Source organism: Deltaproteobacteria bacterium (assembly GCA_029210625.1).
GTDB lineage: Bacteria > Myxococcota > Myxococcia > SLRQ01 > SLRQ01 > JARGFU01.
On record JARGFU010000025.1, the window covers coordinates 57,318 to 77,257 of the forward strand.

Below are 19,940 nucleotides of genomic sequence, written 5' to 3' on the forward strand. Positions count from 1 at the left end.
GTCCGATGCGTTCCGTCGTCTTCGCCGCCCCCTTCCTCCTGGAGACCTCCCTGCGCTTCGCCCGGGCGGCGGCGCGCCTCCCCGACGTGCGGCTCCTCGCCGTGGTGCAGGAGCCTCCCCCTCACGCCGACCGCTCGATCTTCGCCGACGTGGTGGAGGTGGCCGACTGCTTCTCGGTGCCCCAGCTCATCGAGGCGATCGAGCGGCTCCGTGCCCGCCACGGTCAGCCCCACCGCATCGTCGGCGTCCTCGAGCCGCTCCAGGTACAGCTGGCGAAGGCGCGCGCGCACTTCGGGGTGGAGGGCACCGACGAGGACACCGCGGATCTCTTCCGGGACAAGGCCCGGATGAAGGACCGCCTCCGGCAGGCGGGCCTGCCGGTGGCCCGCCACGCCCTCCTCGGGGACGCCGGGGAGGCCGCCGCCTTCGAGGCCAGCGTCGGCTACCCCATGGTCGTGAAGCCCCCGGCGGGGATGGGGGCGAAGGCCACCTTCCGGGTCCGCAGCGGCGACGAGCTGCGCGCGGCCCTCACGGGCATGAGCGCCAGCGCCGCGCACCCGATCCTCGCCGAGGAGTTCCTCCAGGGCGAGGAGGGGAGCTTCGACACGATCACCCTCGGCGGCGTGGTGCAGCACAGCTCGATCTCCCGCTACCTCCCCACCCCCCTCGAGGTGCTGGAGAACCCGTGGATCCAGTGGCGCTGCGTGCTCCCCGCGCAGATCGACGGCCCCGAGTACGACGAGGTGCGGCGAGTCGGGACCGCCGCCATCGAGATCCTGGGCCTGCGGGACGGCTTCACCCACATGGAGTGGTTCCGCCGCGCCGACGGCAGCATCGCCATCGGCGAGATCGCCCAGCGGCCCCCGGGCGCCAACATCACCCGGATGATCGGGCTGGCGGACGACTTCGATCCCTACCGGGCCTGGGCGCGGGCCGTCATCGACGGGGCCTTCGACGGCCCCCACCCACGGCGCCACGCCGTCGGCTGCGCCTACCTGCGGGGGATGGGCCGGGGCCGGGTCGCTGGCTGCAGCGGGGTGCACGCCGCCCAGGAGGCGGTCGGGCACCTGGTGGTCGAGACCCTCCTGCCCACCCCGGGCGCGCCCCGCAACGACAGCTACGAGGGCGACGGCTACGCCCTGGTGCGCTCGGAGAGCACCGACGAGGTGATCCGCGCCCTCCAGACGATCATCGAGACCGTGAGGGTCCACTACCTGTGAAGATCCTCTTCGTCTCCTCCGAGGTCGCGCCCTTCGCGAAGAGCGGCGGGCTGGGCGACGTGGGGGCCGCCCTGCCCCGCGCCCTGGCCGCGCGCGGTCACGACGTGCGGGTCGTCCTGCCCTGCTACCGCCGGGTCTGGGAGGGCGGCCACGACGCCACCGGCCTCCTCCCCCGCCTCGAGGTCGATCTGGGGCACCACCGCCTCGGCTTCGAGACCCTCGAGACCCGGCTCCCGGGGAGCGAGGTGCCGGTGTACCTGGTGCACTGCCCGCCCCTCTACGACCGGCCGAGCATCTACACCCAGGACGCCGACGAGCACCTGCGCTTCGCGCTGCTCTCCTGGGCCGCGCTGCGCATCGCCCAGCAGCTCGCCTTCGCCCCCGACGTCATCCACGTCAACGACTGGCAGACCGCCCTCCTGCCCCTGATCCGGCGGGTGGCCTTCTCCTGGGATCGCCTCTTCGACCACAGCCGGACGGTCCTGACCCTCCACAACCTCGGCCACCAGGGCACCTTCCCCGCCCAGGTCCTGCCCGAGCTGGGGCTGGCCGGCGCCGCCGACGCCTTCCACCAGGACCAGCTGCGCGAGGGAAGGCTCTCCTTCCTGCTCACCGGCCTGCTCTACGCCGACGCGATCACCACCGTGAGCCCGACCTACGCCCGGGAGATCCTGCGGCCCGAGCACGGCGTGGGGATGGACGGCTTCCTGCGCGCCCGCGGCGACGTGCTCTTCGGCATCCTCAACGGCATCGACCCCGAAGAGTGGAGCCCGGCGACCGACCCGCACCTGCCGACGCACTACAGCGCGGAGGATCCGGCCGGGAAGGCGCTCTGCAAGCAGGCGCTGCTCGCGGAGCTGGGCCTGCCCGCGCGGGAGGGCGTCCCGCTCATCGGGGTCGTCTCCCGCCTGGTCTGGCAGAAGGGCTTCGATCTGTGTGAGGCGGTCCTCCCCGGCGTCCTCGCCCGGCGCGCGGCGCAGCTGGTCGTCCTGGGATCGGGCGAGCCCCGCTACGAGGCCTTCTTCTCCCACCTCGCCCGCGTCGCCCCCGATCGGGTCGCCTTCCGGAACGGCTTCAGCGAGGCGCTGGCGCACCGCATCGAGGCCGGCAGTGATCTCTTCCTGATGCCCTCCCGCTACGAGCCCTGCGGCCTCAACCAGATGTACAGCCTCGCCTACGGCACGCCGCCCATCGTGCACCGGACCGGGGGGCTCGCGGACACGGTGGAGCTCTACGATCCCGACGCTGGCACGGGCACCGGCTTCGTCTTCGACCACTTCGATTCGCGGGGGCTCCAGTGGGCGCTGGAGGCGGCGCTGGACACCTACGACGACGCCGAGGCCTGGGCCGGCTTGATCGTCCGGGGAATGCTGGAGGAGAACGGCTGGAGCCACCGCGTGCCAGAATACGAGAGCCTCTACCGGGCGCTCCTGCCCTGAAGCGTCCCCTCTTCCTCGTGCGAGGTCCCTGATGCCCATCGACGTCGTCCTGCTCGAGCCCAGCTTCCCGGTGAACCAGCGCGAGTTCGCCCGCGCCCTCCACGCGGTGGGCGCGCGGGTCACCGGCATCGGTGAGCGGCCGAAGGATCAGCTCGATCCCGAGCTGCGCCACTGGCTCACCCACTACGAGCAGGTGAGCAACGTCACCGACGTCGGGCAGGTGGAGCGGATCGTGCGCTGGCTGCAGGGGCGGGTCGAGGTGCACCGCCTCGAGGCGACGGTCGAGGCGCACGTGATGTGCGCGGCGAGGGTGCGGGAGGCCTGCGGCATCCCCGGCACCAGCGTCCAGACGACCTTCCTCTGCCGGGACAAGCCCGCGATGAAGGAGGCGCTGCGCCAGGCCGGCGTGCCCTGCGCCCAGTCCATCGGCTCGGACGACGCCGCCGAGATCGAGGACTTCGCCCGGCGGGTCGGCTTCCCCCTCGTGGTGAAGCCCCGCGACGCCGCCGGCGCCGCCGCCACCTACCGCTGCGACGACGGCGCCGAGCTCTCGGCGGCCCTCGGCGAGTGCGGGGTCGGGCGCGGGGCCAGCGTCGCGGTCGAGGAGTTCATCGAGGGCCACGAGGGCTTCTGGGACACCCTCTGCATCGAGGGCGAGGTCGCCCACGAGTTCGTCTGCCACTACTACCCGAACGTCCTCGAGGCGATGCGCAAGCGGTGGATCAGCCCGCAGTTCATCGCCACCAACCGCCTCGACGCCGCCCCCGGCTACGAGGAGGTGAAGGCGCTGGGCCGCAAGGTGATCGCCGCCCTCGGCATCCAGACCGGGGCCACTCACATGGAGTGGTTCTTCGGCCCCAAGGGGCTGAAGTTCAGCGAGATCGGCTGCCGCCCCCCCGGGGTGCGGGCCTGGGATCTCTACGCCGCGGGCAACGAGTTCGACATCTACCGGGAGTGGGCCAACTGCGTGGTCTACCACTGCCCGAGCCAGTCCCTCTCCCGCCGCTACTCCGCTGGCATCATCGCCTTGCGCCCCGATCGGGACGGCCACATCGTGGGCTACGAGGGAGTCGAGGAGCTCCAGGAGGCCTTCGGAGAGTGGATCATCGACGCCCATCTGCCCCCGGCCGGGACCCCCACCCAGCCCGTGGAGGCCGGCTACATGGCCAACGCCTGGGTGAGGATCAAGCACCCGGACTACGACCACCTGCGGCACATGCTGGACCGGGTGGGCCAGACCCTGAAGGTGCGTGCGCGGTGAAGGGAGCCCGGCCTTGAACCTCGATCCCTCGAAGAGGCCCCCGCCGGCGGTGGTGCTGCTGGGCGCCCAGCGCTACGGCGGCACCGTCGTGGAGGAGGTGCGTCACCTCGAGGTGAGCGGACGCATCGCCCTGGTGACGGCCGGCTGGCAGGAGCGGGAGGCGGAGGATCAGGAGCTGCGCTCTCACCTCGAGGCCGACGCGGTGAACCTCGAGCTCCACCGCCGGGCCGAGGAGGTCTTCGCCGCGGATCCCGAGCTGGCGGCGGCCCACCGGACGCGGCAGCAGATGCTGCGCCACAAGCAGGACTTCTACCGGGTGCGGCTCGAGTTCGCGCTGGAGGCCGACCACGTCATCCGGCAGCGCACCGCCCCCCCGGAGGTGCTGCGCCAGGAGGAGGAGGCCTCCCTCGCGGCGATCCGCGCGCTCGACGAGTACCACCTCGGGCAGTGCGACCGGGTCCACGCCGAGTTCGAGGCGGCGATGAAGCCGGCGAACCGGCCCGCGCTGGCGCGGCAAAGGGAGGAGGTCGCCGAGCTGATCGCCGGCTCCTCGGCCCTGGCCATCGCCGGCGGGCACGTGGCCTCCCTGGTCAACCGCCTCCGCATGTTCGGGGTGGCCTCGGCCCTCGATGGCCAGCTCGTCTTCGCCTGGTCGGCCGGGGCGATGGCCCTCACCGAGCGGATCGTGCTCTTCCACGACGACCCGCCCCAGGGGCCGGGGGCCTCGGAGATCCTCGATCGGGGCCTGGGGCTGGTCCCCTCGGTGGTGGCCCTGCCCCAGCCCGAGACCCGCCTGCGGCTGGAGGATCCCGAACGCGTGGGCGTGCTGGCGAGCCGCTTCGCGCCGGCCGCCTGCCTCACCCTCGCCGCGGGCGCGCACGTGACCTTCCGCGACGGAAGGCCGGAGCGGCCCTCGGGGGTGATGCGCCTCGACCCCGAGGGCACCTGCGAGCCGCTGCAGGAGGTGCCGGCATGACGGGCGCCCTGCGCGAGCTCCTCGAGAGCCACCCCGACGGCGCGAAGGTCGACGCCTGGATGAAGGGGCGGCACTTCCCCATCGTGGAGGGAAAGTGCGCCACCTTCGTCTGGAGGGGGCACGCCGACGCGGTCAAGCTGCGCCACTTCATCTTCGGCCTGGAGTCGGCCCAGGACCTCACCCGCCTCGAGAACACGGACCTCTGGCACCTGAGCCTGGAGATCCCGCCGGAGTCGCGGGTCGAGTACAAGTTCGAGGTCCACCGGGGGGGGCACAGCGAGTGGATCGAGGATCCCCTCAACGGCCAGCGGGCCCGGGATCCCTTCGGCGCCAACTCGGTCCTGCAGGGCGAGGGCTACGTCGTCCCCGAGTGGACCCGCCCCGATCCTCGCGTCCGGCCCGGGAGGCTGGTGCCGCTCTCCCTGCGCAGCGCCGCCCTGGGCGGCGAGCGCCGGGGCCACATCTACCTGCCGGCCCGCCTGCGCGCCTCCCGGCGCTACTCGCTGGTCGTCGTGCACGACGGCTCCGACTACCTGAACTACGCCGGGATGAAGACGGTCCTCGACAACCTGATCGACCGGCTGGAGATCCCGGAGCTCATCGTCGCCTTCGTGGACTCGCCCGATCGGCTCCTGGAGTACGCGAACCACGCCCAGCACGCGCGCTTCCTCACCGAGGAGCTCGTGCCCCACCTCTACGAGCGCTTCCCCCTGCGGAACACGCCCCGGGCGCGCTGCCTGATGGGCGCGAGCTTCGGCGGGGTGGCCGCGCTCTCCACCGCGGTGAGCTACCCCGGCTTCTGGGGGCGGGTGCTGGTCCAGTCCGGCTCCTTCGCCTTCACCGACATCGGTGATCACAACCACCGGGGCCCCCTCTTCGATCCGGTGGTGGCCTTCATGAACGGCTTCCGGGCCGCCCCGAGCGCCGTCACCGAGAAGATCTTCATGAGCTGCGGCGTCTACGAGTCGCTCATCTACGAGAACCGCTCGCTGGTCCCCCTGCTCACCGAGACCGGGATGCAGGTGCGCTTCGTCGAGGCCCGCGACGGTCACAACTGGGAGAACTGGCGGGATCGCCTGCGGGAGGGCCTCTCCTGGCTCTACCCGGGACCCTTGCTGATGGTCTACGAATGAGGAAGCGAGACGGAGGAATCGATGGGTGAAATCACGCGCAAGATCGGGCTCTCGCTCGGGGCCGACATCTGCTGGCCGGCCAGCTACGAGACCATCATGCGGGAGCTCGACCTGAAGATCCCCATGGGGGGAGACACCATCCGCTTCGAGGTCGAGCGCGTGTCGATCGAGCCCTTCCGGCTGCGCGCCGACTGCCAGTACGACGTGGTCATCGATCGGCTGACGCACTGGTACCACACCAGCCGCGAGTGGATCAAAAAGGCCGTGTTGATGAACGACATCTACGTCTTCAACAACCCCTGGTCCCTGCAGTCGATGGAGAAGCACACCGCCTACTGCGCGATGATCCACCTGGGGATGCCCATCCCCGAGACCTGGCTGGTGCCCCCCAAGCAGTACCCCGCCGGCAACCCCGACCTGCGCCCCACCCTCCACCAGTACGCCAAGCTCTTCGATCTCGGGCGCCTGGGCGACCTCGTCGGCTACCCGAACTACGTGAAGCCCTACGACGGAGGCGGCTGGCGCTCGGTGGTGAAGTGCTCGAACGCCGAGGACCTCAAGGCCGCCTACGAGAAGAGCGGCACCGACGTGATGCACGTGCAGAAGGCCGTCACGCCCAGCGATCGCTTCGTGCGCACCATCGGCTTCGGGCCGCAGACCCGGCACATCCTCTACGATCCCCACGCCCCGCTGCACCAGCGCTACACCGACGAGAAGGACTTCCTGAGCGAAGCCGAGAGCCACCACCTGCGCAAGGTGACGATGACCATCAACGCCTTCTTCGGCTGGGAGTTCAACAGCTGCGAGTGCATGCGCCAGGGGGGGGTCTGGCACCCCATCGACTTCGCCAACCCCTGCCCGGACTCGCAGGTGACGAGCCTCCACTACCACTTCCCCTGGCTGGTGAAGGCCTACGTGCGCTGGAGCGTCTTCTGCGCCGCGACCCGCCGGCCCATGCGCCGAACCCTCGACTGGGCGCCCTTCTATGCCGTCGCCGAGAGCGAGGCGAGCTACGAGGAGAAGCTCGACGGCTACGAGGCCATCGCGGACGAGCGCCTGGAGACCGAGCGCTTCGAGAGCTTCTGCGCCGAGCACCTCGCCCACCTCGACGAGGTGACCTGGGAGTTCTTCGGGACGGCCGTCGCGCGGGACATCGTGCGGCAGAAGGTCGCCGCCCTCTACCCCGCCCACGAGGTCGAAGAATTCACCGAGCACTTCTGGTCGAGGATCCAGACCTGGCGCGACGAAGAGTCCGCCTGATCCCGCACCGACCCCCCCCCCACTGGAGGCCTCCCGTCCTTGTACGAGTCATCCACCTGGTACTCCGAGCGCATGGGCCGCGAGGCAACCCTCAACCGTTGGGGGGTGCTGGGGCAGCCGGTCCTGGTCTTCCCCACGGCCGGGGGTGACGCCGGCGAGATCGACCGCTTCCTCCTCATCCGGGCCCTCGAGCCCCTGCTCGCCGCCGGCCGGATCAAGATCTACTCCTGCGACAGCGTCGCCGGGCGCGCCTGGATCCAGCAGGAGGGCAGCCCCGGCCACCGCATGTGGCTCCTCGACCAGTTCCACCAGTACGTGAAGCACGAGGTGGTCCCGGCCATCCGCGCCGACTGCCGCAGCGACGACATCCCGATCTGGAGCGCCGGCGCCTCCATCGGCGCCTTCCACGCGGTGGCCATGGTCTGCCGCTTCCCCGACCTCTTCCACCGGGCCCTGGGCATGAGCGGGACCTACGACCTCATGCGCTTCATCGAGGTGGACCACTTCGACGAGCACTTCTTCGTCTCCTCGCCCCTCCACTTCCTCCATACCCTGGAGGGGCTGCACCTGGACGTGCTGCGGGAGCGCTTCATCCTCCTGGCCTCCGGCGCGGGCCGGGCGGAGAACATGGGCGAGAGCTGGAACCTGGCCCACGTGCTGGGCAGCCACGGGGTGCCCAACCGCGTGGACGCCTGGGGCGCGGACTGGCACCACGACTGGCCCACCTGGCGGGCCATGCTGCCGGAGTACCTGGACGACTGGACGTCTTGAAGTACCGCTGCGCTCCGCCGGCGCCTGGCCGGCGGGCCAGGATAGCGCCGGCTGGGCGCGCTTCTGCCGGGGTTCAGGGCAGCATGCCGGCCGCGTAGGCGCAGCGCGCCTCCGGATCGTCGCCCTTGGCCTGCTGGAGCATCTGCATCGTCTTCTTGCAGAGCGGCGAGAGCTGCTCGGCGCCGAGCACGTCGAAGCAGCGGGTCTGCAGCTCGTCGGCCAGCAGCTTGCACTTCGGGCCGGCCGAGCCCGCCGGGCGCATCTTCGCGTCGGCCTTGGCCCGCTGCTCGCGCAGGGTCTCGGTCTTCACCTCGCAGGTGCCCTCGACGTTCCACTGCCGGCTCGAGCCGACCTCGAAGAGGTTGCCCGCCGCCTTGGCGCGGTTGACGTCGATGGCGACGACCTTGCCGTAGCAGTTCACGTCGAGGCCCCGCTCGATCCAGTCCCGGCAGGCCGCGGCGGTCTCGTCGACCAGGGTGCGGCAGCCGGTGCCGGGATCGACCGCGGATTCACCGGCGGCGCCGCGCGACGGATCGGCCGCCTTGGCGTCGGCCTGCACCTTCGTCCCGGTCCGGGAGGTCACGTGATCGGAGGCGTGGGTGGAGAAGGGGACGGCCAGGGCCGCCAGAATGATCAAGGAAGAGAATCGAGGTGTATTCATGACGCACTGCATAACAAATCGAGCAGGCGTCTGACAGGACCTTTTTCGGGGGAAGCTCGGTGCAGATCGCACCTTCTCCCTCCGGATGGGGGGCACCCTCAGGCCGTGGGCGGCACGTCGACGAGCTCCGGCGCCGGGGGCTCGCCCCCGAGGAAGCGGCGGGCGACCTCACCGAAGGCGTCGGGCAGGTCGGTGACGAAGCAGCGGTGCTCGGTGGACTCCTCGCTCCCGCGGCTGCCGATCTCACCGAGGGCGGTCTTCACCTCGGCGGCCACGGCGTGGGCCGAGTCCACCAGGCGGACCGTGGGGCCCACGGCCTCGGCGATGGCCGGGGCCAGGAGCGGATAGTGGGTGCAGCCGAGCACCAGGGTGTCCACGCCCAGCCCCGCGAGATCGGAGAGGTAGCGATCGGCCACCTCCCGGGCGATCGGATCGTCCTGCCACCCCTCCTCCGCCAGGGGGACGAAGAGGGGGCAGGGGCGGCCGAAGAACTCGATCGCCGGATCGAGGGCCGCGAGCGCCCGCTGGTAGGCGCCGCTGGCGATCGTCCCCCGGGTCCCGGCCACCGCCACCTTCCGGCTCACGCTGACCTCGTCGGCCACCCGGGCGCCAGGCTCGATCACGCCGAGGACCGGGATCTCGAGGGCCTGCTGCAGATCCGGCAGGGCCACGGCGGAGGCGGTGTTGCAGGCCACCACCAGCATCCTCGGCTGCACCGCCTCGAGGAGGAAGCGGGCGTTGTTCAGGGCGTAGCGGCGCACGGTCGCCGGCGAGCGCGTCCCGTAGGGCACCCGGGCGGTATCGCCCAGGTAGACCGTGGGCAGGGTCGGGAGGGCCTCCCGGATGGCGCGCAGGACGGTGAGCCCCCCGACACCCGAGTCGAAGATGGCGATCGGCGCGACCAAGGCCAGGCTAGCCGACGGGCTCGACCAGGAGGTTGCCCGTGGCCGGGTCGATGCGCAGCACCCAGTGGACACCCTGCGGGTCGGTGAAGCGGGTGCAGAGATCGGTGTTGCTGCGCGCCTCGTTGATGAGGAACTTCAGGTAGCTCTTGTCGGCTTGCGCCAGGGCCTTGAGCGCGGCGATTCCCGTGGGATCTCCCAGAAGCTCCATGCACCGAGCGTAGAACACCCCCGGGGTAGGTCGCTACCCCGGGGGTGTCTGGAGTCGTGGGGGCCGGGCGAGCCGGCCCGGTGGGTCAGTTCAGGTCGACGACGTACTGGTTGGACTGGCCGGCCAGCACCTGCAGCAGCTGGTTGCCCGAGGCGAAGAGGATCCGCCCCTGGGAGTCCAGCCCCTGGAGGGTGGCGCTCCAGTTGCCCTGGACCACGCCGCTGTACTGCACGCCGGTGTCGGTGCAGTTGTAGGTGGCGTCGTCGTAGGTGGCGCCGCTGGGATCCCGCAGGATGACCCGGACACCGTCCACGCCGCCGCAGACCCCGCTGCCCTGGAAGGTCCAGTAGATGAGGAGGTCGCCGGTCGTGGCCAGCAGGTCGACGGTGTAGGTGTCCGCCTGCCCCTGGCTGACGGTGATCGCCGCCACGCCCTGGTAGAGCATGACGTTGCTGCCGTAGGCGTCGAGCTGCACGGTGTAGCCGCCCGGCGCCACCATGTTCCAGGTCACCCCGGCGCTGGCGCAGGCGATGCTGGCCGAGTCGAGGAGGTTGTCCTGGGCGTCGAAGAGGCTGGCGACCACGGTGTCGACCCCGGCGCTGGCGCAGTCGGAGATGCCGCCGAAGCTGTTCCAGTAGACGGTGAGGTCACCGAAGGTGCTCTCCACGTCGATCTCGAAGCGGTTCTCCCGGTTCGAGTTCACGCTGACCCGGCGAGGGGCGCCCATCTCGTAGAGCAGGCCCCGGTTGTCGTAGCCCTCGATGGTCACGTCGTAGGTGCCCACCAGCAGGTTGGCGATGGTCATGCCCTCGGGGAACTGGCTGCAGAGCTCGTCCTTGGTGGTGCCGTCGCTGTTGTCCACGCCCTCCACCCGGACGACCACCCGGCTCACGCCGGCGGTCTGACAGGTCGCCCCGCCGAAGGTGTAGATGAGGGTGAGGTCTTCGCGGGCGTTGCTCCCCCCGCCACCTCCGACGACGATGCAGCCGGAGCTGAAGAGCCCCAGGGTCAGGGCGACCGCGGCGATGCCTGCGAAGTTGAGGTTTCTGGTCTTCACTGTGGGCCTCCTTGCCGCGTCCCTCGCGGCCCTTTGGGTCCAACCCTACCGACGATCCGGGGTCGGCGCGATTCAACGATTGCTCCCAGACCTTCGCAACCCCCGTGCCAGGGAGCCGCTTGACCCCCCCGATCCCGGGTGTTATTGCGATTACCCTCAATATTCGGGGACTTGCGGCGATCCGGGGCGGTCGGTTCTTTCGGGAATGGACCGGGGTCCCGCCCCGTTCCAGGAGCCAGACGCGCGACATGAGTGACCAGATCCGTGCCTTTCTTGCAACAGCCACCGAGGCCAGCGCCTCGACGGGCCAGGCGGTCGCCCCTCAGGGCGGGATCGACTACTGGGAGATCGCCACCGGCTCCGGCCTGATCGTCGGCAGCGTCCTCTTGCTGCTGGTGGCCGCCTCGGTCGCCAGCTGGGCCATCATCGTGCGCAAGGCCATCCAGCTGCGCCGGGCGAGGATGCAGAGCATCGCCTTCCTCGACGCCTTCTGGCAGTCCAAGCGCCTCGACGCCCTCTTCCAGACGGCCGAGGAGCTCGACGCGAGCCCGGTCTCGCAGGTCTTCAAGGCGGGCTACGTCGAGCTGACCAAGCTCACCCGCGACGGCGAGACCCCCACCGACGCCGACGACATCGAGAACGTCGAGCGCGCCCTGCGCCGCGCCAGCAGCGCCGAGCTGACCCACCTCGAGTCGACGACCTCCTTCCTCGCCACCGTGGGCTCGGCTGCCCCCTTCGTGGGCCTCTTCGGCACCGTCTGGGGCATCATGGGCGCCTTCCACGAGATCTACATGATGGGGAACGCCAACCTGGCCACGGTGGCGCAGCCCATCTCCGAGGCCCTCATCGCCACGGCCGTCGGCCTCTTCGCCGCCATCCCGGCGGTGGTGGCCTACAACCACTTCATGGCGGGCGTGCGGGTGCTGGAAGCCGAGATGCACAACTTCTCGATCGACTTCCTGAACATCATCCGGCGCCACTTCTTCAAGAAGAAGCGGCAGGGGTGAGCCAGAGATGGGGATGAGCACCGGCGGCGGCTCGCGCCGCGCGATGAGCGACATCAACGTCACGCCCCTGGTGGACGTGATGCTGGTCCTCCTCATCATCTTCATGGTCACCGCCCCCCTCATCGTGCAGGGGGTGAAGGTCGATCTGCCCGAGGCCCGGGCCCAGGCGATGGAGGAGGACGACCCGCCCCTGATCCTCACCGTCAACGAGGAGCAGAAGGTCTTCATCGGCGAGGTCGAGATCCCCCTCGAGGAGCTCGAGCTGAAGCTCAAGGCCAACGCCCGGGTGCAGAAGGACAAGGAAGTCTATCTGCACGCAGACCGGAAGCTCCCCTACGGCGTAGTGGTTGAGGTGATGGCCATCATGAAGCGCGCCGGCGTGGAGAACCTGGGGATGATCACCGATCCCACCGAGAAGCCCGAGGAGCGGGCGAAGAAGGGCAAGCGGGGCCGCTGATGAGCGCCGCCGTCTCCGCCTCGGGACTGCGGGGCCGGGCCGATCCCCTGGCCCTCTGGACCTTCGTGGGCTCCCTCGTGGTCCACGCCGGCCTGCTGGTGATCGCGATGGTCGCCTCCTGCGTGAACGCCCAGGCGCCCATCCGGACCAACACCAAGCCGATCGTGGCCAAGCTGGTGCGGCTGGGTGAGAAGCGCGACGCGAACCTCCTGCCCCGGATCGACAAGGCCCCTCCCCCGCCCAAGCCGGCGGCGGCGGTCCTGCCCCCGAAGCCCGACGCCCCGGTGATCCCGAAGAAGAAGGTCCCCGAGGCGGTGAAGGAGGACACGCCCGACCGCAGCGAGGCGGACCTGGCCGCCGCGATCTCCCGGATCGCCGAGCAGTACGATCCCAACGCCACCGCCGAGGCCCCGGCGGGCGACCCCGAGGGCGACCCCGGGGGCAACGCCTCCGACGCCGGCGAGGGCGACCGCTACCTGGCGCTCGTGCAGCGGGCGGTGCGCTCCCACTACCGGATCCCCAGCATCATCTCCGACCGTGAGCGCCTCTTCCTGAATGCCACGGTGGTCATCTTCGTCTCTCCGGACGGTCGCATTCTCCGTCGGGAGATCGAGACCCCCTCCGGCAACGAACACTTCGACTCCGCCCTCCTCTCAGCGATCGACGCGGCCAGCCCCCTGCCCCCTCCTCCGGAGGGCTGGCGAGAGACCTTCCAGAAGGAAGGCCTGGGCCTCCGCTTCAAGATCTGATGCCAGTGAACAGCATGCACGCGCGCCGCCTCCTCTCCCTCCTCCTCCTCCTGGCCCTCGGCCTGCCCTCCCTGGCCCGGGCGGAGCGCCCCTACATCGACATCAGCGGCGCCACCTTCCGGCCCTACCCGCTGGCGATCCCCCGGCCGCTCACCGCGTCCCCGGATCAGGGCGCGGCCGCCGACCTGCTGGTGGAGCGCCTCCGCTACGACCTCGACGTCAGCGGGCTCTTCCAGGTCCTCGACCCCCGCTCCTTCCTGGCGCGGCCCGACGAGGGGATGACCGCCCTGGCCATCAAGTTCAACGACTGGGCGAACGTGGGCGCCGAGGGCCTGCTGAAGATCCAGCTCTCGGCCGAGGGCGAGAAGCTGAAGGTGGAGGCCCGCCTCTTCGGCGTCACCCGGGCCGAGCAGCTGGCCGAGTGGACCTTCGAGGACCGCGCGGCCGAGGTGCGCAGCCTCGCTCACCGCCTGGCCGACGCGGTCGTCCACTACTTCACCCGGGAGCGCAGCATCTTCGACACCCGGCTGACCTTCATCCGCAAGATCGACGGCAAGAAGCAGGTCTGGGTCTCGGACTGGGATGGCAACGGGGCCCGCCGGGTGGTCGGCGGAGAGCTGAACCTCCTGCCCGCCTGGAGCCCCGCGGGCGACGGGCTGCTCTTCACCTCCTACCGGGACGGAGATCCCGACCTCTACACCGCCACCCTGGACGGCAAGGTGAAGCGGCTGGTCGGCGGGGACGCGATGTTCACCGGGGGCGCCTACTCCCCCGACGGCAAGAAGGTCGCCTTCACCCGCATCGCCGACGGCAACGCCGAGATCTACCTGACCTCCTCGCAGGGCGGAAAGATCGAGCGCCTCACCGACGCCTACGGGGTGGACACCTCGCCCAGCTGGTCCCCCGACGGCCAGAAGATCGCCTTCGTCTCCTCGCGCCACGGCAACCCTCACATCTTCGTGATGAACGCCGACGGCTCGGGGCAGAAGCGCATCACCTTCCAGGGCAACTACAACCAGACCCCCGACTGGTCGCCCCGGGGTGACGTGATCGCCTTCACCGCCCGCGACGAGCGCAACGTCTTCGACCTCTTCACGGTCAACCCCGACACCGGCGAGATCCGTCGCCTCACCCAGGACACCGGCAACAACGAGGAGCCGAGCTTCTCTCCCAACGGCCGGCACATCGCCTTCACCTCGACCCGCAGCGGGACCCCGCGGATCTACATCATGAACGCGGACGGGACCGGCCAGCGCCTGCTCGATCTGCCCGCGGGCAGCTACTACACGCCGGCGTGGGGCCCCTGGACGGCCAAGGCCGACTGAAGGCCCGGGCCGCCCAAGGGCGCGGGCCCTCCCTCGGGCAGCTGAAGACCGCGCCCGGCCTTCAGGGGCAGGGACGGTTGCAGACGACGATGTCGTTCGGGCAGGACTGCTGCCCGCCCATGCAGAACTCGAAGCCACAGCTCGTGGCGCCGGTGCAGTCGATGAGGCAGCGGGCCGAGTTCCGGCAGTCGACGTCGTTCAGGCAGTTGTTCGCGCCGGTGCAGTCGATCGTGCAGGTGGACGCGTCGGCGCAGAACGCCGTGCAGTCGTCCGCGCCGGCGCAGTCGACGGTGCAGTCCGCGCCTCCCGCGCAGCGGGTGTCACAGATCCCGGTCGTCCCCTGGCAACCGATGGTGCAGGTGGTCCCGTCCTGGCAGAAGGCGTTGCAGGAGGTGGCCGAGGTGCAGTCGAAGGTGCAGTCGCAGCCGGAGACCGTGCAAACCGGGGTGGCGGCCCCCGTCACGACCTCGGTGCAGGTGCCTCCGCTGCAGGCGGCGCAGGAGCCCGCCGAGCAGTCGATGGGGCAGCTCTGGGCCGTCTCCGAGCCACTGCAGGAGCCGTCGCCGCAGCCCGAGGCGCAGTCCAGCGGGCAGGAGTAGTGGGTCTCGTCGATCCCGCACGCGCCGTCGCCGCAGTCGACGCTGCAGTCCTGCGGGCAGGTCGCGAAGGTGTCCGGAGGGATGCAGCGGCCGTCGCCGTTGCAGGTCGCGCAGTCCTGGGGACAGCTGGTGGCCGTCTCGTTGCCGGTGCACTGGCCGTCGCCGCAGACGGGCGGGCAGTCGGCCGGGCAGCTGATCGCCGTCTCGGGGGCGACGCAGCTTCCATCTCCGCAACCGGCCGGATCGACGACGGTGAAGGCCTCGGGCAGCGAGGCCTCCCGCAGGTCGGGGGCCCGCACGAGGAGGTCGTGGAGCCCCACCGGGAGGGTGCCGGGCACCGTGGCGGTGAGGGTCTCCTCGTCCACCCAGGTCACGTCCTGCAGGGCGACGCCGGAGAGCTCCGCCTCGAAGGCATAGCTCAGGAGCTTCTCGCCGCCTCGCCGGAAGCTCGCCACCACGGAGGGCGCGAAGCCGCTGCCCTGGAGGGTGACGGGGGTTGTGTCCCCCTGCAGGGCGCCGTCCGGCGTGATGGACTCGACCTCGATCGGTCCCACGTCGTGGGTGCGGCTCCGGCAGGCCGATCCGCAGAGCAGCGCCGCTGCGAGGAGCAGGAGGACGGGAACCGGGATCCGGGACTTCATCTAGCGCCACCTCCAGCGGTAGCCGAGCTGCAGGGCGACCCCCAGGCCGCCGACCTCGAAGATCCCCCGCTGCACCGAGAGCGCCCGCAGCTCCAGCTCGCAGAGGAGCGCACCAGGACCCAGCTCCAGGCCCAGCCCGAGGCCGAGGCTGGCCCCGAAGAGGAGGCCCCGCTCTCCGGCGAGCACGCGATCGGAGACCCGGGCGCGGGCCCAGTAGGACTCCAGGATCAGCCCGGCCGAGGCGTGGGGCTGGAGCCGCCCCTCGCCGAGGGCGTAGCCGACCCTCAGCTGCAAGGGCAGGCGCAGGAGGGTGGCGCTCCCCTCCTCACCCGGGGCGAGCCCCGAGAGCGGGCTGCGCAGATGCGAGACCTGCAGGATCAGCTCGCCGAAGGTGCGGCCCCGGAGGAAGTGCGGGCGGTGTCCGGCCCCCAGGCCGACGGTCCAGCCCAGGTCACCGCCGCCGGTCATCACGCCCCCCGCACTCAGCGAGGCGAAGTGGAGAAGGGAGCGAGGGGAGCCCGGTGAGGGGGAGAGGGGCCCCAAGCCGGCGGGGGGCGGCGATCCCCCGCGCAGGGCGACGGGAGGAGAGGGCAGCGAGGGCGGGGCCTGCTGCTCCAGGGTGCGGGTCTCGGAGGCGCCCAGCACCTTGCCGTCGCCGGTCAGCGCCTGCACCTGCCACTTCCACCGGCCGGGCTCGAGCGCCTCGAGCTCGAGGGTCGCCGTCTTCGCGGGGAGTATCCGGGCGGGTGCCGGGTTCCCCGCCTCGGGGGTGAGGAGGAGGCGGTAGCCCTGCGCCAACGTCACCTCGTCCCACCGGAAGACGAGGGGCGGCCGATCGGCCCCGGACCCGAAGCTGGCTCCCTCCGCCGGCGCCGCGAGGGTCAGCTGGGTGGCGACGACCTCGAGCTGCCGGGGCTTGCTCCACTCCGACCAGCGCCCATCCTGATCCCGGGAGCGCACCCGGAGGAAGTGGCGCCCCGTTCGGCGGGTGCGGAAGGTGGCGGTGCTGCGAGGAGCAGGAGAGGTCCTGGTCCCCCGGTCGAAGGCCGCGTTCCGGGCGACCTGGAGCTCGTGCCCGGCGGCGGGCCCGGACTGCCAGCGGACCTCCGCCGTGGCCACGCCCTCCACGAGCGGGAGCTGGACCCCCGCTCGCGGTGCGCTCAGCTCGGGGGCCGCCAGGCGCAGGTCGATCGTGCCCGGCGTCCCCCAGCTCGAGCTGCGGCCGGCCGCGTCGATCGCCCGGACGCGGAAGTGATAGGTCCCCGGGAGCGGCGGCGTCCAGCTCTGCTCGGCCCGGCCCCGGGCGCTCAGCGCGGCGAGGATCGTCTCGAAGCCCGGCTGCTTCGCGAGCTGGATCTCGTACTGCCGGACGGCCGGCTGCGCCTCCCAGCGCAATACAACGCTCTGCCCCCCGGAGAAGAGGATCGGGCTCCCCCCGGAGGGGCTGCTGGCCCGGGGGCCGCCCCTCGGCGCCTGGATCCGCTTGGTCTGGGTGAAGACCCCCGGGCGGCCGTCTGCGTCGATGCTCCGGACGCGATACCAGTAGTCCCTCTCCAGGGAGGGGGGCTCCCACTCGAGGTAGGTCCGCCGCACCCGGGTCGTGTGGATGACCTTCTTGCCGGCCTGGTCCGTCGAGATCTCCACCTCGTAGAGCTCGATCCCCGGCACGGAGCTCCAGCGGAGGCGGTGGACCTGCCGACCGACCTCGGCGCGGACCCCTCCAGCCGGGAGGAGCAGCCCGAAGACGAGCAGCGCTTCCACGAGACCTCGCGCGATGGTGGCCTGCCGGGGGGGCATGGCCTAGCCGTCGTCGCGGACCCGGGAGAGCGCCTCCTGGGCCCGGGTGAGCTTCTCCTGGAGATCCCGGTGGCTCCGGGAGAGCTCCAGGGCCTGCCGGCACTTCTTCAGCACCTTGCCCACGTCGTCGAAGGGCTTGGGCAGGAAGGCCTTGATGGCGTGGCGGAAGATCCGGTCGATCGACTCGAGGGTCGAGTCCGCCGAGAGGACGATGATGGGCATGTCCGGCGCGAACTCGAGGGCCTTGGGGATCAGCGAGTAGCCGTCCATCCGCGGCATGTGCAGATCGGTCAGCATGAGGTCGAAGCTCTTCCTGGAGAGGTGATCGACGGCCTCCTCTCCGTTCCTGGCGAGGGTGACGCCCCAGCCCTCACGGCGGAAGACCATCTCGAGGAGCTCGCGAACGGTCTCGTCATCGTCCACGACCAGGATGTTGGCATTCACTGCTCCGGAGTCTAGCAGGAGCCGACGCCCCCGTGGGGAAAGCGCGCCGGGCCGAGCGGGGAGGTCCGTCCGGTGAAGCGACGTGCGCCCGGGCGGTGCGAGGACCTATCCTTGAGGCATGGGCCAGGCGGGCGAGGAGCGGGTGGCGAGGTATCTGGCGGTGCGCGAGCAGACGATGGCGCTCTGCGAGGGGCTCGAGGTCGAGGACCTGGTGGTCCAGAGCATGCCCGACGCCAGCCCTCTCAAGTGGCACCTCGGCCACACCAGCTGGTACTTCGAGACCTTCAGACGCAGCCGGCGGGGCGTTCGAGGGTAGAGTCTACCCTACAAAGGGGGCTCGGGGCCTCGCCATGGGGCCTGACTTTTTCGCCCGTGATCGGGATCACTCGTGGGAGAGGATCTCGGAGCGGTGCTCGACCACCCAGGGGTGGTCGTGGTGGTCCTTCGCCTCCGGGTCCGGCACGAAGCCGGGCTGGAGGCGCGCGCGCAGCCTCCCCAGGGTGGCGAAGTCCCGGTTGCTCACCACCGGGATGCCCGCCTCGACGAGCAGGGCCGCGGCCACCCCGAAGCCGAACTGAAACCTGCGCGGCGTATCGAAGCGGCACCCCAGGGAGATCACCTGGGTGCCGCAGGCCGCGCTGGCGTCGGTGAGCAAGGCCAGCTCCGCCTCCTCGCGCAGGGCCAGATCGCGCATGGCCTCGGCCCCCCGCCGCATCCCCTCGGAGAGATCCTGGCCGTGCTGGTCGAGCACCCGGGCCCGCCCGGCGTGGAAGGCCCGGCCGTCCCCGCCGTGCAGATCGGGCATGGTCCGGGGCGTGCCCAGGCCGTGGTCCTCGGGGCAGAAGGGGATCACCTTCAGGGTGGGCAGGGCGAGGAGCTCCGCGTTCTTTGCCCCCATCCCGTAGTCGTCACCGTCCACCCCGCAGGGCGCGCCGGTCAGGCAGGCCGAGACCAGCAGGCGCCAGGGGTCGGCCTCGGTGGGCTCGCGCAGGGCGGCGACCGCCCCGGGGTGGAGAGCGAGCTTCACCCCGGGGGAGGCGCAGGGGCGACCGCGATGGGTGGCGGCGGCGCGGCGACCATCGACGAGGGCGACAGGGCACCGTCGTTGCCGCGGTACTCGCAGTAGCGCTCGATCCGGGCCGCGGTGTCCTCGGCGGCCTGGCCGAGGGCGTCGCTGATCCGGGTCGCCTCGTCGAGTGAGCCCTGGGCGACCTGCGCCATCAGGACCGCGACCTGATCGAGGTAGCCGAGGAAGGCGATCTGGATCTGCGCCAGGTTGCCCACGGCGTTCTGCAGCTGATCCAGCGGCCGCTTGATGAAGGCGGTGTAGACGAAGCCCAGGCCCAGCCCGCCGCCGAAGAGGCCGCCGGTGAGCAGGGGGCCCCAGGCCACGCCGGTGAGCACGCCCCAGAGCTCGACGCCCACGGTGACGACCGCGATCAGGACGCCCACCCAGAAGAGGGCCTGACTCTGGACGATGGTGCGCAGGTAGGCGGTGCGGCTGTCATCGATCAGCTGGCCGACCGGCTTCTCCATCTCCGCACGCTTGAAGATGGGCGCCGTCGAGAGGTAGGTGCCGGTCTTGGCGAAGACCTCCTTCTTCTCGGCGCCGACCGGGCGCTCCGTTCCGTCGTCCCCGGGGATCTCCTCGAAGACCTCCTCGAGCGCGGCCTGACGGTCACTGATCAGCTTGTCCAGGAAGAGCGGATCGCGGGCCGCACGCTCGTACGACCTCGACACCATCTGCTGGACGTATTCCTGCTTCTGCATGGGGTCCCCCTCTTGGTTCGCGGGGAAACTAGCAGGTTTCGGCTGAGGTGTAGGAAGGACAACCGCCCTTTTTGCGAAGGCCGGTTGACGGAAATCGCATTATCAGACGCAGCCGGTGGGGCGTTCGAGGGTAGAGTCTACCCTACAAAGGGGGCTCGGGGCCTCGCCATGGGGCCTGGGCTGGCCGAGAAGCTGTGAGCGGCGACGAGCTCCGCGAGGTCAAGCACTACCTGGTGATCGACCTCGAGGCGACGACCGAC

General features: G+C 70.9%; 20 protein-coding genes and 1 pseudogene. 12 read left to right on the forward strand and 9 right to left on the reverse strand.

Features of this window, described 5'->3' with window-relative positions; all coding sequences use genetic code 11:
* Window positions 1–5 precede the first annotated feature (5 nt).
* Genes P1V51_20410 through P1V51_20440 form a run of 7 tightly spaced genes read left to right on the forward strand, consistent with a single transcriptional unit; the run spans window position 6 to window position 8,060 of the window.
* Entirely contained in the window at window positions 6–1,220 is a 1,215-nt protein-coding gene (locus P1V51_20410) for an ATP-grasp domain-containing protein (GenBank protein MDF1565412.1), read from the forward strand.
* The gene (glgA, locus tag P1V51_20415) at window positions 1,217–2,659 is read left to right on the forward strand and encodes a glycogen synthase GlgA (GenBank protein ID MDF1565413.1); all 1,443 of its coding nucleotides are present in this window, start codon (window positions 1,217–1,219) and stop codon (window positions 2,657–2,659) included. The genes P1V51_20410 and glgA overlap by 4 nt, the downstream gene beginning before the upstream one ends.
* 37 nt (window positions 2,660–2,696) lie before the next feature.
* Window positions 2,697–3,920: an ATP-grasp domain-containing protein gene (locus tag P1V51_20420; GenBank protein MDF1565414.1), complete on the forward strand. Its 1,224-nt coding sequence runs from the start codon at window positions 2,697–2,699 to the stop codon at window positions 3,918–3,920.
* A 13-nt stretch (window positions 3,921–3,933) separates the two neighbouring features.
* Complete coding sequence (locus P1V51_20425; GenBank protein ID MDF1565415.1) at window positions 3,934–4,896, forward strand: hypothetical protein; 963 nt, start codon at window positions 3,934–3,936, stop codon at window positions 4,894–4,896.
* Window positions 4,893–6,029, forward strand: coding sequence for an alpha/beta hydrolase-fold protein (locus P1V51_20430; GenBank protein MDF1565416.1), 1,137 nt, complete (start codon window positions 4,893–4,895; stop codon window positions 6,027–6,029). The genes P1V51_20425 and P1V51_20430 overlap by 4 nt, the downstream gene beginning before the upstream one ends.
* A gap of 21 nt (window positions 6,030–6,050) precedes the next feature.
* A complete protein-coding gene (locus P1V51_20435; protein MDF1565417.1) occupies window positions 6,051–7,289 on the forward strand; it encodes a hypothetical protein in 1,239 nt (412 codons plus the stop codon).
* Window positions 7,290–7,328: 39 nt separating this feature from the next.
* Entirely contained in the window at window positions 7,329–8,060 is a 732-nt protein-coding gene (locus P1V51_20440) for an alpha/beta hydrolase-fold protein (GenBank protein ID MDF1565418.1), read from the forward strand.
* 73 nt (window positions 8,061–8,133) lie between these two features.
* On the opposite strand, the gene P1V51_20445 is transcribed toward P1V51_20440, so the two are convergent.
* The 4 genes from P1V51_20445 to P1V51_20460 form a co-directional block, all read right to left on the reverse strand.
* On the reverse strand, window positions 8,134–8,697 hold the full coding sequence (locus P1V51_20445) for a hypothetical protein (protein ID MDF1565419.1): 564 nt from the start codon (window positions 8,695–8,697) through the stop codon (window positions 8,134–8,136).
* Window positions 8,698–8,819: 122 nt separating this feature from the next.
* Entirely contained in the window at window positions 8,820–9,626 is an 807-nt protein-coding gene (murI, locus tag P1V51_20450) for a glutamate racemase (protein ID MDF1565420.1), read from the reverse strand.
* 7 nt (window positions 9,627–9,633) lie between these two features.
* On the reverse strand, window positions 9,634–9,834 hold the full coding sequence (locus tag P1V51_20455; protein MDF1565421.1) for a hypothetical protein: 201 nt from the start codon (window positions 9,832–9,834) through the stop codon (window positions 9,634–9,636).
* A gap of 85 nt (window positions 9,835–9,919) precedes the next feature.
* Window positions 9,920–10,891 carry a hypothetical protein gene (locus tag P1V51_20460; GenBank protein ID MDF1565422.1) on the reverse strand — a complete coding sequence of 324 codons (972 nt, stop codon included), beginning with the start codon at window positions 10,889–10,891 and terminating at the stop codon, window positions 9,920–9,922.
* A gap of 248 nt (window positions 10,892–11,139) precedes the next feature.
* Between P1V51_20460 and tolQ the strand changes: the two genes are divergently transcribed.
* The 4 genes from tolQ to tolB are packed head-to-tail and all read left to right on the forward strand — an operon-like array spanning window position 11,140 to window position 14,429.
* The gene (gene tolQ / locus P1V51_20465; protein ID MDF1565423.1) at window positions 11,140–11,898 is read left to right on the forward strand and encodes a protein TolQ; all 759 of its coding nucleotides are present in this window, start codon (window positions 11,140–11,142) and stop codon (window positions 11,896–11,898) included.
* Window positions 11,899–11,905: 7 nt separating this feature from the next.
* Window positions 11,906–12,355 (forward strand): protein TolR, encoded by a 450-nt coding sequence (gene tolR, locus P1V51_20470; protein ID MDF1565424.1) that lies wholly within the window; start codon window positions 11,906–11,908, stop codon window positions 12,353–12,355.
* On the forward strand, window positions 12,355–13,104 hold the full coding sequence (locus tag P1V51_20475; protein MDF1565425.1) for an energy transducer TonB: 750 nt from the start codon (window positions 12,355–12,357) through the stop codon (window positions 13,102–13,104). The genes tolR and P1V51_20475 overlap by 1 nt, the downstream gene beginning before the upstream one ends.
* Window positions 13,104–14,429 carry a Tol-Pal system beta propeller repeat protein TolB gene (gene tolB / locus P1V51_20480; GenBank protein MDF1565426.1) on the forward strand — a complete coding sequence of 442 codons (1,326 nt, stop codon included), beginning with the start codon at window positions 13,104–13,106 and terminating at the stop codon, window positions 14,427–14,429. Before P1V51_20475 ends, tolB begins: the two co-directional genes overlap by 1 nt.
* A gap of 61 nt (window positions 14,430–14,490) precedes the next feature.
* Here tolB and P1V51_20485 read toward each other — a convergent pair whose 3' ends face one another.
* From P1V51_20485 to P1V51_20495, 3 genes are read right to left on the reverse strand one after another with little or no spacing between them, the layout of a single operon-like run.
* The gene (locus P1V51_20485) at window positions 14,491–15,669 is read right to left on the reverse strand and encodes a hypothetical protein (GenBank protein ID MDF1565427.1); all 1,179 of its coding nucleotides are present in this window, start codon (window positions 15,667–15,669) and stop codon (window positions 14,491–14,493) included.
* Complete coding sequence (locus tag P1V51_20490; protein MDF1565428.1) at window positions 15,670–17,430, reverse strand: hypothetical protein; 1,761 nt, start codon at window positions 17,428–17,430, stop codon at window positions 15,670–15,672.
* Between the two features lie 39 nt (window positions 17,431–17,469).
* The gene (locus P1V51_20495) at window positions 17,470–17,910 is read right to left on the reverse strand and encodes a response regulator (GenBank protein ID MDF1565429.1); all 441 of its coding nucleotides are present in this window, start codon (window positions 17,908–17,910) and stop codon (window positions 17,470–17,472) included.
* 118 nt (window positions 17,911–18,028) lie between these two features.
* Between P1V51_20495 and P1V51_20500 the strand changes: the two are divergent.
* A pseudogene (locus P1V51_20500) lies at window positions 18,029–18,196 on the forward strand (DinB family protein).
* Window positions 18,197–18,292: 96 nt separating this feature from the next.
* Here P1V51_20500 and P1V51_20505 read toward each other — a convergent pair.
* Together P1V51_20505 and P1V51_20510 are read right to left on the reverse strand one after the other, a co-directional pair.
* Entirely contained in the window at window positions 18,293–18,937 is a 645-nt protein-coding gene (locus P1V51_20505; protein ID MDF1565430.1) for a DUF523 domain-containing protein, read from the reverse strand.
* The gene (locus P1V51_20510; protein ID MDF1565431.1) at window positions 18,934–19,680 is read right to left on the reverse strand and encodes a hypothetical protein; all 747 of its coding nucleotides are present in this window, start codon (window positions 19,678–19,680) and stop codon (window positions 18,934–18,936) included. The genes P1V51_20505 and P1V51_20510 overlap by 4 nt, the downstream gene beginning before the upstream one ends.
* Between the last annotated feature and the right edge of the window lie 260 nt (window positions 19,681–19,940).

What these genes read in the sequence shown, in the direction of transcription:
- P1V51_20410 (MDF1565412.1), top strand. Translation starts at nt 6, where the DNA reads ATGCGTTCCGTCGTCTTCGCCGCCCCCTTCCTCCTGGAGACCTCCCTG.
- P1V51_20430 (MDF1565416.1), top strand. Translation starts at nt 4,893, where the DNA reads ATGACGGGCGCCCTGCGCGAGCTCCTCGAGAGCCACCCCGACGGCGCG.
- P1V51_20435 (MDF1565417.1), top strand. Translation starts at nt 6,051, where the DNA reads ATGGGTGAAATCACGCGCAAGATCGGGCTCTCGCTCGGGGCCGACATC.
- P1V51_20455 (MDF1565421.1), bottom strand. Translation starts at nt 9,834, where the DNA reads ATGGAGCTTCTGGGAGATCCCACGGGAATCGCCGCGCTCAAGGCCCTG.
- tolQ (MDF1565423.1), top strand. Translation starts at nt 11,140, where the DNA reads ATGAGTGACCAGATCCGTGCCTTTCTTGCAACAGCCACCGAGGCCAGC.
- tolR (MDF1565424.1), top strand. Translation starts at nt 11,906, where the DNA reads ATGGGGATGAGCACCGGCGGCGGCTCGCGCCGCGCGATGAGCGACATC.
- P1V51_20475 (MDF1565425.1), top strand. Translation starts at nt 12,355, where the DNA reads ATGAGCGCCGCCGTCTCCGCCTCGGGACTGCGGGGCCGGGCCGATCCC.
- tolB (MDF1565426.1), top strand. Translation starts at nt 13,104, where the DNA reads ATGCCAGTGAACAGCATGCACGCGCGCCGCCTCCTCTCCCTCCTCCTC.
- P1V51_20485 (MDF1565427.1), bottom strand. Translation starts at nt 15,669, where the DNA reads ATGAAGTCCCGGATCCCGGTTCCCGTCCTCCTGCTCCTCGCAGCGGCG.
- P1V51_20510 (MDF1565431.1), bottom strand. Translation starts at nt 19,680, where the DNA reads ATGCAGAAGCAGGAATACGTCCAGCAGATGGTGTCGAGGTCGTACGAG.